The sequence below is a fragment of the Brachyspira aalborgi genome, from assembly GCF_008016455.1.
Classification (GTDB): Bacteria; Spirochaetota; Brachyspiria; order Brachyspirales; family Brachyspiraceae; genus Brachyspira; species Brachyspira aalborgi.
Genome location: NZ_SAXU01000001.1, coordinates 390883 through 408001 on the forward strand (window position 1 = coordinate 390883; position 17119 = coordinate 408001).

Below are 17119 nucleotides of genomic sequence, written 5' to 3' on the forward strand. Positions count from 1 at the left end.
ATATTTTTTTTTGAATAAAATATGCATAATAAATAGTTGAGATTTTATTTTAATTATATTATAATATTTCAAATTGATTATTAAATTATTTATAAGGAATAATAATGATTTCTGTTAAAAATTTGACTAAATATTACGGCGATTTTCAAGCCTTAAAAGGAATAAGTTTTGAAATAAAATCGGGAGAAATTGTCGGAATACTCGGACCAAACGGAGCGGGAAAATCCACGACTTTAAGAATATTAACTTGTTATTTTAATCCTACTAGCGGAGATGCTATTATAGACGGAAAAAGCATATTAGACGAAGAAAATAATGTAAAAAAAATAATCGGTTATCTTCCCGAATCCGCCCCGCTTTATAACGATATGTGCGTTTTTGATTATTTAGTTTATATGGCTGATATACAAGAATTAGAAAGAAGCAAATTAAACGAAAGACTTCATTATGTAGTTAATGTTTGCGGATTAAAAGAAGTAATTTCAAAACCAATAGGAGAATTGTCTAAAGGTTATAAACAGAGGGTAGGGCTTGCAGGAGCTATTATTCATGACCCTAAAATTCTTATTTTAGACGAACCTACAAACGGACTTGACCCAAATCAAATAGTTGAAATTAGAGAATTGATAAAAGAATTAGGAAAAGAAAAAACCGTTTTGGTTTCCACTCATATATTAAGCGAAGTTGAAGCCACTTGCTCAAGAGCGATTATAATAAATAAAGGAAATATTATAGCGGACGATACGCCTGAAAATTTAAGTTTAAATTTTGGAAATAACAATAAATCTTCAACTATAAAAATATCTATTAAAACAAACGACAATATAGAAAGCGTTAAAGAAAAATTATTAAGCGTTAGCGATATTTATAAAGTTGAAATTGAAGATAATTTTAATAATATAAAAGAATTAACTATATATTCAAATTCTGAAGAGCCAAGAGATGAAATATATAGATTTATAAAAAGCACGGATTGGATAATTTACGAAATGACGAGAGTCAAAGAGAATTTGGAAACCGTATTCCATACATTAACTAAAGGAGACGAATAATGGAAAATATTTTTTCTTTTAATAAATCATTAATAATATTAAAAAAGGAACTTAAGCATATTTTTCTTTCGCCGATAGCTTATATTTTTTCGGCTATATTTTTAGTAGTTTCGGGAATATATTTTTTCTCAAGATTTTTTATTATATCTCAAAACGATATGCGAGATTATTTTTTGCTTTTACCTGTAATATTATCTCTTATAGTTCCGCCAATAACTATGGGATTATTTTCAAGCGAATTTTCAAGTGGTTCTTACGAGCTTATAATTACTCAATCGGTTTCGACTCTTGAAATTATAATTGGAAAATTTTTATCTGCGGTTATATTTATGCTTTTTGCTCTTTTGCCGACTTTATTATATCCGATAACTTTATTATTTTTAGGAAGATTGGATTTAGGACCTGTAATTTGCGGATATATTGGAAGCGTATTTTTAATATCGGCTTTATGTTCGATTGGAATATTTGCTTCTTCGATAACTAAAAACCAAATAATAGCTTTAATGGTTGGGCTTGCTATAACCGTATTTTTTAATATATTCTTAAAATTATTAGCTTTATTGTTTCCTTCGCTTTCAAATGTTATGGAGTTTATAAGCGGAGATTATCATTTTAATAGCATTTCGCGAGGAGTTTTGGATTTAAGAGATATTATTTATTTCTTATCGATAACGACTATATTTTTATATTTATCTAATATAGTTCTTCAAAATAGAAAATAGGATTTGCAATTTATATGAAGAATAAAAATATTATTAAATTATTGATTTTAGTTATAATACTTTTAATTATAAGTTTTACGGCTTTTTATATAACAAAAAAAAGAAGCGCCGAAATCGCGTCTAATAAACCAAGAACTCAAATATTTGAGCTTAATGAAACTAACGCCAATAAATACGAATTGATATTTGAAAGCGAGCCTACAATAGTTGAAAAAATAAATAATGTTTGGAAAATAATCTCTCCGTTAAATGCGAGCGATTATAAAGTTGACCAACTTGAAGCGTTTGCAAATGTTAAAAATTTTAATACTTTAAATATCGATATGATAATTACTAATTTATCCGAAGTTAAATCTTTCGGTTTAGAAAATCCTTCAAGCGAATTTACAATTTGGGAAGGAAATAAAAAATATAAAATATTTGTCGGAGATAAAACGGCTGATGAAGAGAGATATTATGTAAAATATAATGACGAATACTTTAGCGTTGAATCAATTTATATTGACGCTTTGAAAAAAACTGTCGATATGTTGCGAGATAAAGAAATATTTAATAATCCAATATCATTAGATTCCGTTAAAACAGTTGTAATTTCTGCAGTGAATCATACGAATATTATAAAAAAAATAAATAGAACTAATTGGGTTGTTGAAACTATAGAAAATAAAACCGATCTGCAAAAAGCTTATAATGATTTTTCAACTTTATCTTTAATAAAGGCTTCGGGTTTCGTTTATAATGTTTCGCCGCGAATTGAGAGACTTTTTAGAACTCCAGACGCGATTGTTATTTTATATTTTGAAGATAATACAAAAATTATTTATCAATTAGTTTACGATATTGACAATAAAGTATATGTTAAACCAGAAAGCGGAATTATTTACGAGGTTGATTATTCCGTGTATGACGCTTCTATGAGAGGAATTGAATATTATATAAAAAGCGAAGAAGATTTAGATACTGAAGAAATTTAATTAATAAAAATAAATATTTAAGTAATATTGATTATATAATTCTAAAAATGAAAAATTTCTACGCATAACAGTTAAAAAATCTTATTATAATAAAAAAATTAATGATATAATAAGCAAAATAAATAATATAAATAATTTTATTTTATTATAAAGTAGCGTTAAATTTTAATTTTCTTAAAATTGTAAATTCGTTTTCTTTAAAAATATGTATTAAATGTATTATAAACAACGATTTTAATTTATTTTTTGTCAAATTTTTTAAATTTTTTTTGAAATTTGTATTGACATTAATTTTTATTTATTATATAAAGTCTGCGTAAAATTAATTCATAGGAGAATAAAAAATGAAAAAAATAATAATTTCATTGCTTGTTATAAACAGTTTTTTGTTTATAAGTTGCGGAGGTAATTCAAGCGCCTCTAAAAAAAATGTGTTAGTTTCGGGTTCTTCTTCAGTGACGCCTTTAATGTTTAAGTTGGCTGAAAAATTTGAAGAAGCGAATACTAACTATAGCGTAACGGTTGAGACTTCGGATTCTACTATCGGAGTTCAAGATACCATAAGCGGAAAAAACGATATAGGAATGGCTTCAAGAAACTTAAAAGAAAATGAGTCGCCAGAATTAGATTCTTATCTTTTATGTCAGGACGGAATAGTGATTATAGCGAATAACGATTCTTCAATAAAACAAATAAGCGAAGAAGAATTATATAATCTATATATTAAAAACACGGCTATCGGTTCTATTTCAAAAGCCATATCGAGAGAGGACGGTTCGGGAACGAGAAGCGCATTTACCGATTTAACTTTAATAGGCAAAAAAGAGCCTCTTCCTAATACGGTTGAGATATTAGACAGCACGGGAAAAGTTAAAACTGCAGTTAATAGCGACTCTTCAAAATTAGGCTATATCTCTTTAGGTTCTATAGACGATACGATTAAACCGCTTTCTTATAAAGCGAAATCTCAAAATCAATATGTAGAGCCTTCGGTTGATAATATAAAGAGCGACAATTATAAACTCTATCGTCCGTTTTATATTTTCACTAAAAAGGGAAAAGAAATGAGCGAAGGGACAAAGGCTTTTTTAGATTTCATTGACAGCGATGTCGGAAAACAGGTTATCAATGAAAGCGGGTATGTGGCAAATTAGAAAATGATTAAGTCGGTATTACAATTAATTTTGTATGCCGACTTTTTTAATCAATTTGTTTAGTAATTATTTAAGAGTAAAAAAATAATAAAATTAAAAGAAATTATGAAAGAAAATTCTAATAAACATTTATTTAACGCTATAGTCGACAATGTTATGAAATATATATTTTTTATATGTTCTATATTTGCGGTTATTGTCGTATTTTCAATTTGTATATTTATTTTTATTTATAGCATTCCGTTATTTAAAGAAGCGGGATTTTTCAAATTTATATTTGGAACGGATTGGCAGCCTTCGTTTAATAAATTCGGAATTTTTCCAATGATTGTAGGTTCGCTTTATGTCACGATTCTTTCGACTTTAATTGGCGGAGGTTTTGGACTATTTACGGCAATTTATATTTCAATGTTTTGTCCTAAAAAATTAAAAATAGTTTTATCTCAAATAATAGATTTGCTTGCGGGAATTCCGTCAATAGTTTACGGATTTTTTGGAATGATAGTTTTAGTTCCTTTCTTAAAAAATATCTCTCCAAACGGAGTAGGCGAGGGCGTTTTGGCAAGTTCTATTATTTTAGGAATAATGATACTTCCCACTATAACATCTATAAGCAGATATAATTTGGAAGCGGTTTATAAATATTATTATGACGGAGCGGTTGCGCTTGGAAGCACTCATTCGCAGGCAATTTTTGGCGTTATAGTTAAAGCGGCAAAGTCGGGAATATTTTCCGCTATGGTTTTAGGAATGGGTAGAGCTATAGGAGAGACAATGGCGGTTATGATGATTGCTGGAAACGCGCCTTTTATTCCGAAAGATTTATTTTCTTATTTCAGAACTATGACTATAAATATAGCTTTGGAGATGGGATACGCTACGGGAATTCATAGAAGTTCTTTAATCGCTACGGCATTTGTTTTGCTTTTATTTATTTTATTACTCAATATAATTTTGTATTTAATAAAAGGAAATCATATTAATTTTGATTTTATAGCTTCTATTAAAGATTTATTTTTTATAAAAAACATAAAGAAAAATATAAACGAATTCTCTTTTAAAAACATAAAAATGAAAAATGTTTCGATAAAATCGGACATATTAAAATATATTTCAATTTTCGCTACGATTATATCGACTTTATTTCTATTATTTATAGTTTTATTTATCTTAATAAGAGGAGTTCCTTATATTAATTTTAATCTGCTTTTTGGAGAGAGCAATAATTCTCAAATGACATTATTTCCCGCAATAGTTTCAACGGCAATGATGCTTTTTATGTCGCTTATAATAGCCGTTCCTATAGGAGTTTTTTCTGCGATATATTTAACAGAATATTCTAAAGCTAATGGAAAATTAATTTATGCAATAAGAATATTTACGGATAGTTTGTCGGGAATTCCTTCTATAGTTTTTGGGCTTTTTGGTATGCTAATATTTTTAGATTTATTCGGTTTAGGAAGAAGCGTTTTGGCTGGTTCTTTAACTTTGGTTTTAATAATTCTTCCTTCGATAATAAGGCAAACGGAAGAGACTTTAATATCTATACCTGCAAGTTTAAGAGAGGGAAGTTTGGCATTGGGCGCTTCTAAAGTTAGGACGATATTTAAAATAGTTTTACCATGCGGTTTTTCTGGAATAATCACGGCAATTATTTTGAGTATCGGAAGAATAGTCGGAGAGAGCGCCGCTTTAATTTATACTTCTGGAGCGGTTAGATATATGCCCGCTGGTTATCTTAATGCGGGAAGTTCTTTTGCGGTTATGATGTGGATGTTTTCAAGCGAAGGACTTTATATAAATCAGACATTTGCAACGGCAAGCATTTTATTAACGATTGTAATATTTCTTAACGCTTTGCTGTTTGTTTTAAATAATAAATTAAAAAAGGATTATTAAGAGGATTTAATATGACTAAAGAATTAACTAATAAAAAATTAATTTTCAATTTTAATCTTGATATAGCTATTAAGACGAAAAATTTAAATTTATATTACGAAAGTTTTCAGGCTTTAAAAAATATAAATATAGATATAAATAAAAATAGCGTGACGGCTTTTATAGGACCTTCGGGCTGCGGAAAATCGACATTACTCAAAACTTTCAATAGAATGAACGATTTAATTCCAAATTGCAAAATAGAAGGCAATATAGAAATTGGCGGATGCAATATATACGACAATAATATTAATGTTTCGTATTTAAGAAAAAATGTAGGGATGGTTTTTCAAAAATCAAATTTGTTTGCAATGAGCGTTTACGATAATATTGCATACGGACCTAGAACTTTTGGAATAAAAAAGAAATCCGAGCTTAACGATATTGTAGAATATAGTTTGATTAAATCGGCTTTATGGGACGAGATAAAAGATAGATTAAATAAAAACGCTTTAGGTTTGTCGGGCGGACAACAACAGAGATTATGCATTGCAAGAGCTTTATCGGTTAATCCGAAAATACTTCTTATGGATGAGCCTACAAGCGCTCTTGACCCGATAAGCACGGGAAAAATAGAAGAGCTTATAAACGAACTTAAAAACGATTATACGATTGTCATAGTCACTCATAATATGCAACAGGCAATGAGAGTTTCGGATAAAACTGCATTTTTCTTATTTGGAGAAATTGTGGAATACGAAGATACTGAAGAGATATTTTATAAACCTAAAGATGCAAGAACCGAAAGATATATTACGGGAAGATTTGGTTAAAAAATTTTTATATATTAAAATTAGAATAATATTTTATGGAGTAAATAAATGATAAAATTTGATAAAGAATTAAATAATTTAAGAGAATATGTTATCGAAGCGGGAGATATGATTTTGGAAGCTTTGCGAAATGCGAGAGTCTCTTTAATAAACGGCGATATGGAGATTGCAAATCAAGTTATAGATAACGATAGAAATATAAATAGAATTTCTTATAAAATAGAAAGCGCTTGTTTGAAAATTCTTTTGCTCGAGCATCCTGTAGCCACAGATTTAAGAATAGTTTCCGCGACTTTGAAAATAGCGACAGATTTGGAGAGAATAGGCGACCAAGCAAAAGATATTTGCGATTTATTAAAATTTTTGCTTGAAGGAAATATTTATAAAGACAAAATGGATACAATAATCGAAATGTCAAATATAATAGAAGAAATGGTTGAAGATTCTTTATCCGCTTTCGGTAAAAAAGATTTTGAATTATCGAAAAAAGTTATAGAAGCTGACGATAAAGTCGACAAATTATTTTATAAAGTTAGAGATTCTATGGTTGATTTGATAAAGAGCGGCGCTGAAGATTCCGACCAAGCTATATATTTAATGATGATAGCGAAATATTTTGAAAAGATGGGCGACCATGCGGAAAATATAGCTAAGTGGGTTTATTATTACAGCACGGGCGATAGGTATCAATAATTTTTATTTAAAATATGATATAATATAAAATAAAAATTACTAACGGCATGCAAATGTTAAATAAAGATTATATAAACTTTCTTAAAAAACAAAATATATTAATACTCGGAGCGACTCCAAGAAGCGGAATAAGTATCGCCAATGTTATTTACGACATTAATAAATCGGAAAATATAAATATTAATTACGCTTTAAGCGACAGCAAAGAAAAAGAAAAACTTAATTTAAAAGATTTGAAAGATAAAAATGCAAAATTATTTTTAGGAAATCAAAATTCTTCTATTATAAACGATATAACTTTAATAATAACATCGCCAGGAATTCCTCAAAGCATTTCGTTAATTAAAGAAGCAAAAAAAAGAAAAATAAAAATAATAGGGGAGATTGAGTTTGCTTATAATCTACTTCCTCAAAGAAATTATATAGCGATAACGGGAACGGACGGAAAAACTACGACAGTTAATTTAATTTATAATATTATAAGTTCTTATAAAAAGGCTAGACTTTTGGGAAATGTCGGAAATACATTTTCTAAAGAAATTGAAAATATTGAAGAAGGCGAAGATATAATTTTAGAGCTTTCGAGTTTTCAGCTTGAAACTATTGAAAATTTTCATCCGCATATAAGCGCGATATTGAATATTGCAGAAGACCATTTAGACAGATATAAAGATATTGAAGATTATTTTAACGCTAAAAAAAATATTTATAAAAATCAAAATTGCAAAGATTTTTTAATTCTTAATTACGATAATATTTTTACAAATAGACTTTTTAACGAATTGAAAAAAAATAAAGAAGAAAAATTTAATATTTTAACTTTTTCTACTAAAAATAAAAATGCGACAATTTATTATAATAACGAAGAAATATTTTATAAAAATAAAAAATTGTTTTCAATAAAAAAAAGAAAATTATTCGGAATGCATAATGTTGAAAATATTTTAGCTTCAATTTTAATATGTTTGAAAAATAATATTCCAATAGAATATATTGAAAATGCAATAAATAATTTTAACGGAATCGAACATAGATTAGAATTAGTCGATACTATAAATAATGTTATGTATATTAACGATTCAAAAGCCACTTCTATGAACTCTGTAATGAGCGCTTTAAAATCTTTTGATAAAAATATAATTCTTATAATGGGCGGAAGAAATAAAAATATAGATTTTAGCCCTTTAAATGATATTATTAAAGAAAGAGTAAAAAAACTTATTCTAATCGGCGAGGCTTCTGAAATTCTTAACGATATGATTAATTTTGAAAATAAAATAATTATAAAAGATTTTACGGACGCTTTTAATTATGCTTCTTCTTTTGCAATTAGCGGAGATATAGTTTTGCTTTCGCCAGGCTGCGCAAGTTTTGACGCTTTTGAAAATTACGAAGAGAGAGGAAAATATTTTAAAAGTTTGGTTTATAAATTGAAAAATAATATTTAATTTTGCAAATGATTATAAATAAAAATATTATAACTTTTCAATTCTCTTTTATAGATTTTTCCAATATATTCCCATAAATCATGATAAGATTTTTTTGTAATATCTTTATCCAAATTGACATATTTCATAATCGGCATTCTATTTTCAGCGACATATCTTTTTGAATAATGATATATTTCGTTTATCTTGCTTTCTAATTCGTTTGTATATTTTGAATTATTCATTTTATCAATATTATTTATTAAAGTTTCCAAATATTTATGTCTTTGTAAATCAATCGACTTCATTATATTATTAAATCTTAAATTAATTTTTCTCATATCCGAACTAATTTCAATTTCTCTATTATTCATTCTATTATTAATCGAATAAAAATTTTTTATATCGTTTAATTTTATCATAGAATTCTCATAAGCGATTAAAATATTTTGATATATAAATTTATATTTTTCAGTGTCGATTTTATTAAAACTCATTTTTTCAAGTTTATTCATAGCTTTGTTTATAATATTAATATATTCTTCTTTTTGAATTTCAAATTTTATATTATTCGGAGCGTTAATAAGATTTTCGTTTTTAGACAATCTATTATAAGCAAATTTATATTCTTCAATATCCAAAAGATAATTAATCTCTTCGTCTACATTTTCTTGCAAATAAACATATTGTTTATTTATAAATAGATTAATAATTTTTCTTGCTTTATATTTATCATAAATTTCTTTTTCGCTAATTTGACTTATTTGATTTGAAGCATGAGAATATATTGGAATAATAGTTTTATAAATTAAATTATAATTTCCGTAACTTATTTTTCCGCCATATAGAAAATATAATTTATCAATCATAGAAGTTATTAAATTATTATATTCTTTAATTTTTATTTCATTTGAAATTTTAAGTTTATTGATATCTTTATTTGAGTATATAAATACAAAAGCTTCCTTATATTTATTTTCTTTTAATAATTCTTCGACATTTTTTTGAAATTTAATTATTTTTCTTTTAGGCGAATTTTTAAAATATAAATAAAAACTTAAAACTATAATTAAAGGTATTATAATCGCAATGAGTATAATTAATTTTTTATTCATTTGTAATAAGCCAACAAAATTATTTAATTTCATTAATTATATATTTATTATTATATTAATCAAGCTGTAAAAAATATATAAATTGAATATAAAAATTATTATAAGTTTAAAAATTAAAAATTTTATTATTTGAATATTTTCTATAATTAATATAAAATCTTTTTAATCAAAAAATCAAGAAAATAATAAATTAAAATATGGCAAAAAGCGTTATAAATATAGTTAATATATCAAAAAGTTTTGTTAATAAAATTTTGCTTGATAAAGCGAATCTTCTTATAGAAGAAAAATCAAAAATCGGAATGATTGGAAGAAACGGAGCGGGAAAAACAACTTTAATAAAAATACTTATGGGCGAAGAGGAAGCGGATGATGGCGAGATAATTTTTTCTGACGATATAAAAATCGGTTATTTATCGCAAGGAGCAAATTTTGACGAAAAAGAAAAAGTTATTGATTATCTTATAAAATCGACTAATAAAAAATCTTGGGAATGTTATAAAATAGCGAGTAGATTTGGAATTGACCATATAAAAATAAATTATAATATTGGCGATTTGTCGAGCGGTTATAGAATGCGAATTAAACTTTCCGAAATGATGCTTCAAGAACCAAATTTTTTACTGCTTGACGAACCTTCAAATTTTTTGGATTTAAATACTTTAATTGATTTAGAAAATTTTTTACTTGATTATAAAGGCGGATTTTTAATCGTTTCGCATGATAGAGAATTTTTAAAAACTACTTGCGAAAAAACCATAGAAATTGATAAAGGCAAAATAATTTATTTTCCGTCAGGCATCGAAGATTATTTTGAATATAAAGAAGAAAAAGAAGCGTCAATAAAAAAATATAATAAAAATATCGAAGAGAGAAAAGCGCATTTGGAGAGATTTATTGAGAGATTTAGATATAAAGCGACTAAAGCGAAAGCCGTTCAATCTCGCATAAAGCAAATGGAAAAATTAAAAACTATAGAAATATCTCATCCTTCAAAAAGCGTTAGAATAAAACTTCCCGCAGTCGAAGAAAAAAAAGGTTTCGCTATAATTTCTGATAATTTAAATATAGGATACGATAAAAAAATCGTGGCAAAAAGTAAAAGAATTGAAATTTTTAGAGGATGTAAAGTCGCAGTTTTAGGACAAAACGGAGAAGGCAAAACCACTTTTTTAAGAACGATATCGGGAATAATAAAACCGCTCTCTGGAAATTATAATTATGCGCAAGGAATAAAAACTGCATATTTCGGAGAAGACACTTATAAAAATATAACGGCTAACGACACCGTTTTATCTTTTTTGAAAAAGCATGCAAAACAAGGTTTACTGCATCAGGAACTTTTAACTTTGCTTGGAAGTTTTTTATTTTCTGGAGACGATATTAATAAAGACATTAAAGTTTTAAGCGGAGGAGAGATGGCAAGATTATCTCTTTTGTCTGCAATCACTCAATGCGCCGATGTTTTAATTTTGGACGAACCTACTAATCATTTAGATTTTGAAACCGTTGAAGCTTTAGCTAATTCATTGAAAGATTATAAAGGAACTATATTTTTTACTTCGCATGACAGAACTTTTACAAGTTTGCTTGCCGATACGATTATTGAAATTAAAGATAAAAAAATCTCTCTCTATTCGGGAAATTACGAGGCTTATGTTTATAAGGCAAAACTTGAAGCGTTAAAAGAAGAGGAGGAGGAAATTAAATTTCAAAATAATAATAAAAATATAATAAGCGAAAATAAAAATAGTTATGAAGATAGAAAGAAAATAAGAAATAGACTTTCAAAATGCGAAAATCTATTAAAAGAATACGAAAAGCAGATTAACGATTATAAAAACGAAGAAAAAGAAATATTAAAATTTTTTGAACTTTCTACAAATTATGACGAAGAGAAAAGCAAACGATTATTAGAAATAAAAAAACTTATAGAAAAAACGGAAAACGATTGGCTTATAATTAACGAAGAGATTGACGATATAAAAAAGTTATTATAGTAATTCTATCAATATTAAATTTATTTTAATATTGCATATCTATTATAAAAATAAATAACTTGAATTTTTACCTATATTATAATAATATAAATAATTATGGAAAATAAAATAGAAAATACCGAAAAGACTAATTTTGAAGAATTTAAAGTTTCTTTATCGAGCATAGATTACGAGGGACCTTTGTCGATTTTATTCGATATGCTTAAAAGAAGCGAAAAAAATATATACGAAGTTTCGATTTTGGAGATTATAGACCAATTTATAGAATATTTGAAAAGGCAAGCTGCTTTAAATCTAAATTATACGGGAGATTTCTTGCTTGTCGCTTCGGAGTTTCATTTGTATAAATCTAAAATGCTTCTTCCTCATGATATGGACGAAGATAAATTTACCGACAGATTAAAATTTGAAATTGTAGAACAAATGCTTGAATTTCAAAGATATAAAATTGTTTCAGAAGAGCTTGATAAATTGCAAGAAATTTCCGATTCTATTTTTGAAAGAAAAGATACGGAGAGAGTTAATTTTTTTCAAAATAATAATTCTGACGATAATGAAATCGCTTGGAAAGATATTAAACTTTACGATTTGGTTTATTCTTTTGCAAAAATTCAATTTGTTCCCGAAACCGATTTGGCTGTTCTTTCGGGAATGTCGAATTTCCATATTGATAACGCTATAGATATGATAAGAATAAAATTGTCTGAAAATAAAATATTTCCTTTCATTATGCTTTTTAAGGACGGAGTGACAAAAAGAGAATTGGTGACTTTCTTTTTGGCTATTTTGGAAATGGTTAAAGAAAAAGAAATTCTACTGAAGCAGGAAACTAAATTTAAAGAAATTTATGTTTTTAAAAGAGAAGAAAATTCTATAATTACAGAAGATAATAAAAATGAATAAATCTTTAAACTCCGTATTGCATAAAAAAAATATTTCTTTGAAAAAATATAATAATTTTAAAATTGAAGCGAAAGCTTTAAATTTTTATATTCCCGAAAATATAAACGGATTTATAAGTTTGCTTAAATATTTAAACGACATTAAAAAAAAATATATTATTTTAGGAGGCGGAAGCAATATATTATTTGTTGATGAAATTGTAGAAATTCCAATAATATATACGGGATTTTTTAGCAGAATAGAAATTTATTCGGACGGAATTTTAGGATATTCGGGAGCGAAAATTATTGATTTAATTAAATGCGCTTATAAAAATTCTTTAAGCGGTTTGGAATTTTTATTTGGATTGCCTGGAACAGTCGGCGGAGCGGCTTATATGAATGCAAGATGTTATGAGCATTCTATTTCGGAATTTATTGAAACCGTTGGAATAATAGACGATAATTTTGAATATAATCATATTGGAATTGAAGATTGCGATTATCATTATAAAAAAAGCGTTTTTCAAAATAAAAATTATATTATTATAGATGTAAAATTTAAATTAAATAAAAAAGAGAAAAAATTAATAAAGCCCGAAATGAATAAATATTTAAATGACAGAAAGAAAAAAAATCAATTTAAATATCCTTCGGCGGGAAGCGTATTTTTAAACGATTATAAAACTAATATGATAGCGGGAAAAATTATAGATTCTATTAATATGCGCGGAGTAAAATTAGGCGGCGCTATGGTTTCGCCATATCATGCGAATTTTATAGTTAATTATAAAAACGCTACGGGACGAGATATTTTTTTATTAATGAAAAAAGTTAAAGAAGAAGTTTATAATCAAAAAGGAATTTTATTAAAACCCGAAGTAAAAATAATAAGCAATGACAATGAAAAATTATAAAATAAATTATAATAAAAAACATTTGGAAAATATCGACAAAGCGATTGAAAAAGCAAAACTACTTTATGATAATTGCGTTTGCTGCGGACACTTATGTAAAGTAAATAGAAACGAAAATAAAATTGGAATATGCAAAATTTTTGAAGATAATAACCATATAAAAGTCGCTTCTCATAATCTTCATTTTGGAGAAGAGCCTATGTTAGTTGGAAAAAGCGGAAGCGGAACAATATTTTTTTCAAACTGCAATTTAAAATGCGTATTCTGTCAAAATTATCAAATAAGTCATAACGAAATAGGAGAGATAATCGACATTGAAACTTTAGTTTTATATTTTTTAGAACTTGAAGAAAAAGGAGCAAATAATATAAATCTTGTAAGCGCAAGCCATGTAATTTATCCGATATTGAAAGCTTTGAAAATCGCTTTGAATAAAGAACTCAATTTGCCAATCGTTTATAACACTAACGGATACGACACAAAAGAATTATTAGATTGTTTAGACGGAATAGTCGACATTTATTTGCCCGATTTAAAATATTTATTTGACGACAAGGCAATAAAATATTCGAGAGCCGAAAATTATTTTAATGTATCGATTAAAGCTATAGAGATAATGAAAAATCAAGTCGGTGATTTAATTGTAGACAAAAACAACATTGCAAAAAGCGGAATAATAATAAGACATTTAATTTTGCCAAATAATCAATCGGATTCTTACGATATATTGATAGAATTAAAAGAGAGAGGATTTTTAAAAACTACAATTTCACTTATGTCTCAATATAATCCCGAGTTTAAAGCTAAAGATTTTGAATATATAAACAGAAAATTATATTTTAAAGAATATGACGATTTGATTAATTACGCTTTGGATTTGGGATTTGAAAATATTTTATCGCAGGAAATGGAAAGTTCGGAAACTTATTTGCCCGATTTTACGAGAGAAATTCCTTTTCAATTTTGAATAGACTAAAATTATTTATTATATATCAACTTCTTTTTTGACATAACTTGCTTTAAACCTTCTTTTGCCTGAGAATCTCCGCCGTTATAACTTAAAGCGTTTCTATAACTTTCTTCTGCATTATCAAGTTCATTCATTCTATAATAGCATTTTCCTAAAGCTAAATTTATTTCAAACATATCTTTTTTATCTGTCGCTATATTTAATGCTTCGTTGTAGGAATATATAGCGTCATTATATTGAAGTCTTCTGTATGAAAACGCTCCGTAAAGTTTGTAATTTTCAACTTTAGGCGACATTTCTATTAATTGTCTATAATAAATTGAAGCGTCATTATACGAAGATATTTCTTCCATCATAGAACATAAAGTCACCCAAGCGGTTTCTCTAACTAAAGTAGTATTATTTTCATCGTTTGCCGCAATTAATAGAGATTCTTTTGCCTTTTCGTAATTTTTTGTTTTATAATAAAGAATTCCGCCTCTATAAATGCTTTCTCTATCTTTAGGATATTTCGACAAAGTATAATTATAATAATTTATAGCTTCGTTATTATTTCCTATCGATTCATAATAAATAGCCAAAGTTCTACTCGGAAAAGCGTTTCCAACTTCCGCTTTAATAGAATTTTCAAGCAATCTAATTCCTCTGTCGGAGTTGCCAAAATATAATTCCAATTCTCCTAGTCGAGGCATGAAAATTAAATTATTCGTTTCAATAGCAAAAACCTGCTGATAATATTTCAAAGATTCAAAATAAGATTTTTTTCTGTAAGTTATGTCTCCGAGTCTTTCCAAAGCCGTTATATATAAATCGTCTTTTTTGTCGACTATCAATATTTTTTTATAATTCGCTTCCGCTTCTTTTAACATCGCACCTTTATAATAAGCGTTTGCGAGCATTCCAACCGCTTCGTAAGTATTTTCGTAATTTTTAATCTTTGTTAATCTCAAATAATATTTAATCGCCTTATCGTAAGCGTTTTCTTTTTCGTATAATTCTCCGAGAGATAAAATCGTTTCGACATCGTAAGGATTCTGTTCCAAAATTTGCTCGTAAACTTTTTTTATGGAATCGTAATCTTCCGTCTGCTGATAAACTCTAACGAGTCTGCCCGCCGAGTCCGATTGCATTTTTGAGTTAGCCAAACTTTTCAAATACATTTCTATAGCGCTGTCGGTGTCGCCCGATATTACATAAAAGTCTCCCAAAATACCTGCCGCTTTGTCCGCATATTCTCCTTTGCTCGTTCTAACAAGTTTATTTAAAGTGTCGTAAGCTACCGTTTGCAACCCTTCGTTTAAAGCGATTATTCCGACATAAAACATAGCTTCGTCATTTTCTTCCAATCTCAAAACTCTTTCGTAATAACCTTTAGCCAAACGAGGCAAATCTCTATCCATATAAAATTGTCCCAAAGTAAGTAGGGTAGGGATATAATTCGAGTTTACGGTTAAAGTTTGCTCCAAATAATATAAAGCCTGTTCGGGCATTTCGCTTTTCAAATAGGATATTGCCATATTATATTTTAATCTTTCGTCCAAATACAACGAATTAGTCATATTATTAAATAGATTTATAGCATTTAAATAATCGCCCGTTTCGTTATAGATTTTTCCAAGAAGTATATTCGCGTCGTATTCTTTTTTCGGGTCGATAGTAGAATTAATCTCTTTTTTCAAAATTGATTTAGCTTTTCCGTAATCTTTATTATTATAATATTCTTCGGCTAAAGTATATTCGTCTATAATTTTTGAATTTAATCTTATCTTTCCTTGAACTATAGCGACATTTAAAGAAATAATAGATATAATGCCTAAAGCTCCTACGCATAAAATAAATACAATGATTTTCAGGTTTTTGTATTTTGACAATAATTTATTATAAGTCTTCTTCTTGTATGCCATCTAAAATCCCGTTAACAAATTTATAAGAATCTTTATCGCCAAATATTTTCGCTATCTCCACCGCTTCGTTTATAATTATAGGTTTTGATATTTTTTCTTTCAAATAAATCAAACTATAAATTGACATTCTTAATATTGATTTATCCACATATTGTATTCTCTTTATGTCCCAATTTTTAGAATATTTTTCTATAATAGCGTCTATTCTCTCCAAATTATTTATAGTTCCTTCAATAAGTTCTTTTGCAAATTGTTTTATAGAATCGTTTATATTCTTATCTTCATAATCGAAAGATAAAACTTCTTCAAGATTCATATCTCCTTTATTCATTTCATAAGCGTATAAAGACATAATAGCGTATATTCTCGCTTGAGTTCTATAACCGTAATTAGATAAATCTAAATCTTTAACTTTGTCTTTAGATTTAATCAAAACTTTTTTCTTTAAAGCTTTTTTTGGTTCTAAACTTTCAATATTATTTTCTTTAATTTCTTCGCTCGCAGGCATATCTTTCCTATAAACTAATATACAATTCCGCTTTTTAATATTTTCGGAATATATAGTATAAAATAGACTTTTAATAAAATTATTATATATT

Annotated in this window: 15 protein-coding genes; 12 read left to right on the plus strand and 3 right to left on the minus strand. The window is 27.1% G+C overall.

The genetic code is table 11. The annotated features are described in order from the left end of the window. The first annotated feature begins 104 nt into the window (after positions 1-104). From EPJ79_RS01765 to murD, 8 genes are all read left to right on the plus strand, one after another. Entirely contained in the window at positions 105-1052 is a 948-nt protein-coding gene (locus EPJ79_RS01765; protein WP_147738217.1) for an ABC transporter ATP-binding protein, read from the plus strand. Further along, positions 1052-1774 (plus strand): ABC transporter permease subunit, encoded by a 723-nt coding sequence (locus EPJ79_RS01770; protein ID WP_021959644.1) that lies wholly within the window; start codon positions 1052-1054, stop codon positions 1772-1774. The genes EPJ79_RS01765 and EPJ79_RS01770 overlap by 1 nt, the downstream gene beginning before the upstream one ends. A gap of 14 nt (positions 1775-1788) precedes the next feature. Continuing rightward, a complete protein-coding gene (locus EPJ79_RS01775; RefSeq protein WP_147738218.1) occupies positions 1789-2748 on the plus strand; it encodes a DUF4340 domain-containing protein in 960 nt (319 codons plus the stop codon). A 344-nt stretch (positions 2749-3092) separates the two neighbouring features. Continuing rightward, positions 3093-3902, plus strand: a complete 810-nt coding sequence (locus EPJ79_RS01780; RefSeq protein ID WP_147531643.1) for a substrate-binding domain-containing protein — start codon at positions 3093-3095, stop codon at positions 3900-3902. 105 nt (positions 3903-4007) lie between these two features. Beyond that, complete coding sequence (gene pstC, locus EPJ79_RS01785; protein ID WP_147738219.1) at positions 4008-5801, plus strand: phosphate ABC transporter permease subunit PstC; 1794 nt, start codon at positions 4008-4010, stop codon at positions 5799-5801. A gap of 11 nt (positions 5802-5812) precedes the next feature. Further along, positions 5813-6613 (plus strand): phosphate ABC transporter ATP-binding protein PstB, encoded by an 801-nt coding sequence (gene pstB / locus EPJ79_RS01790; protein WP_147738220.1) that lies wholly within the window; start codon positions 5813-5815, stop codon positions 6611-6613. Positions 6614-6661: 48 nt separating this feature from the next. After that, complete coding sequence (gene phoU, locus EPJ79_RS01795) at positions 6662-7306, plus strand: phosphate signaling complex protein PhoU (RefSeq protein ID WP_147738221.1); 645 nt, start codon at positions 6662-6664, stop codon at positions 7304-7306. A gap of 47 nt (positions 7307-7353) precedes the next feature. Beyond that, a complete protein-coding gene (murD, locus tag EPJ79_RS01800) occupies positions 7354-8754 on the plus strand; it encodes a UDP-N-acetylmuramoyl-L-alanine--D-glutamate ligase (RefSeq protein ID WP_338134175.1) in 1401 nt (466 codons plus the stop codon). Here murD and EPJ79_RS01805 read toward each other — a convergent pair. Next, positions 8751-9848 (minus strand): hypothetical protein, encoded by a 1098-nt coding sequence (locus EPJ79_RS01805; protein ID WP_147738223.1) that lies wholly within the window; start codon positions 9846-9848, stop codon positions 8751-8753. The two genes, murD and EPJ79_RS01805, sit on opposite strands and share 4 nt — an antisense overlap. A gap of 197 nt (positions 9849-10045) precedes the next feature. Here EPJ79_RS01805 and EPJ79_RS01810 point away from each other — a divergent pair, with 197 nt between their 5' ends. The 4 genes from EPJ79_RS01810 to EPJ79_RS01825 all read left to right on the plus strand — a co-directional run bounded on the left by EPJ79_RS01810 (position 10046) and on the right by EPJ79_RS01825 (position 14613). After that, complete coding sequence (locus tag EPJ79_RS01810; protein WP_147738224.1) at positions 10046-11848, plus strand: ABC-F family ATP-binding cassette domain-containing protein; 1803 nt, start codon at positions 10046-10048, stop codon at positions 11846-11848. A 96-nt stretch (positions 11849-11944) separates the two neighbouring features. Continuing rightward, positions 11945-12751 (plus strand): segregation and condensation protein A, encoded by an 807-nt coding sequence (locus EPJ79_RS01815; protein WP_147738225.1) that lies wholly within the window; start codon positions 11945-11947, stop codon positions 12749-12751. Then, the gene (murB, locus tag EPJ79_RS01820; RefSeq protein WP_147738226.1) at positions 12744-13646 is read left to right on the plus strand and encodes a UDP-N-acetylmuramate dehydrogenase; all 903 of its coding nucleotides are present in this window, start codon (positions 12744-12746) and stop codon (positions 13644-13646) included. The genes EPJ79_RS01815 and murB overlap by 8 nt, the downstream gene beginning before the upstream one ends. Continuing rightward, positions 13633-14613 (plus strand): radical SAM protein, encoded by a 981-nt coding sequence (locus EPJ79_RS01825; protein WP_147738227.1) that lies wholly within the window; start codon positions 13633-13635, stop codon positions 14611-14613. The genes murB and EPJ79_RS01825 overlap by 14 nt, the downstream gene beginning before the upstream one ends. Positions 14614-14624: 11 nt before the next feature. On the opposite strand, the gene EPJ79_RS01830 is transcribed toward EPJ79_RS01825, so the two are convergent. Continuing rightward, complete coding sequence (locus tag EPJ79_RS01830; RefSeq protein WP_147738228.1) at positions 14625-16520, minus strand: tetratricopeptide repeat protein; 1896 nt, start codon at positions 16518-16520, stop codon at positions 14625-14627. After that, positions 16495-17028 carry a transcription antitermination factor NusB gene (gene nusB / locus EPJ79_RS01835; RefSeq protein WP_021957604.1) on the minus strand — a complete coding sequence of 178 codons (534 nt, stop codon included), beginning with the start codon at positions 17026-17028 and terminating at the stop codon, positions 16495-16497. Before nusB ends, EPJ79_RS01830 begins: the two co-directional genes overlap by 26 nt. Positions 17029-17119 lie beyond the last annotated feature (91 nt).

Bases quoted from the DNA above. Each gene is read 5' to 3' on its own strand.
- EPJ79_RS01765 (WP_147738217.1), top strand. From the start codon at position 105: ATGATTTCTGTTAAAAATTTGACTAAATATTACGGCGATTTTCAAGCC.
- EPJ79_RS01770 (WP_021959644.1), top strand. From the start codon at position 1,052: ATGGAAAATATTTTTTCTTTTAATAAATCATTAATAATATTAAAAAAG.
- EPJ79_RS01775 (WP_147738218.1), top strand. From the start codon at position 1,789: ATGAAGAATAAAAATATTATTAAATTATTGATTTTAGTTATAATACTT.
- EPJ79_RS01780 (WP_147531643.1), top strand. From the start codon at position 3,093: ATGAAAAAAATAATAATTTCATTGCTTGTTATAAACAGTTTTTTGTTT.
- pstC (WP_147738219.1), top strand. From the start codon at position 4,008: ATGAAAGAAAATTCTAATAAACATTTATTTAACGCTATAGTCGACAAT.
- pstB (WP_147738220.1), top strand. From the start codon at position 5,813: ATGACTAAAGAATTAACTAATAAAAAATTAATTTTCAATTTTAATCTT.
- phoU (WP_147738221.1), top strand. From the start codon at position 6,662: ATGATAAAATTTGATAAAGAATTAAATAATTTAAGAGAATATGTTATC.
- murD (WP_338134175.1), top strand. From the start codon at position 7,354: ATGCAAATGTTAAATAAAGATTATATAAACTTTCTTAAAAAACAAAAT.
- EPJ79_RS01805 (WP_147738223.1), bottom strand. From the start codon at position 9,848: ATGAATAAAAAATTAATTATACTCATTGCGATTATAATACCTTTAATT.
- EPJ79_RS01810 (WP_147738224.1), top strand. From the start codon at position 10,046: ATGGCAAAAAGCGTTATAAATATAGTTAATATATCAAAAAGTTTTGTT.
- EPJ79_RS01815 (WP_147738225.1), top strand. From the start codon at position 11,945: ATGGAAAATAAAATAGAAAATACCGAAAAGACTAATTTTGAAGAATTT.
- murB (WP_147738226.1), top strand. From the start codon at position 12,744: ATGAATAAATCTTTAAACTCCGTATTGCATAAAAAAAATATTTCTTTG.
- EPJ79_RS01825 (WP_147738227.1), top strand. From the start codon at position 13,633: ATGAAAAATTATAAAATAAATTATAATAAAAAACATTTGGAAAATATC.
- EPJ79_RS01830 (WP_147738228.1), bottom strand. From the start codon at position 16,520: ATGGCATACAAGAAGAAGACTTATAATAAATTATTGTCAAAATACAAA.
- nusB (WP_021957604.1), bottom strand. From the start codon at position 17,028: ATGCCTGCGAGCGAAGAAATTAAAGAAAATAATATTGAAAGTTTAGAA.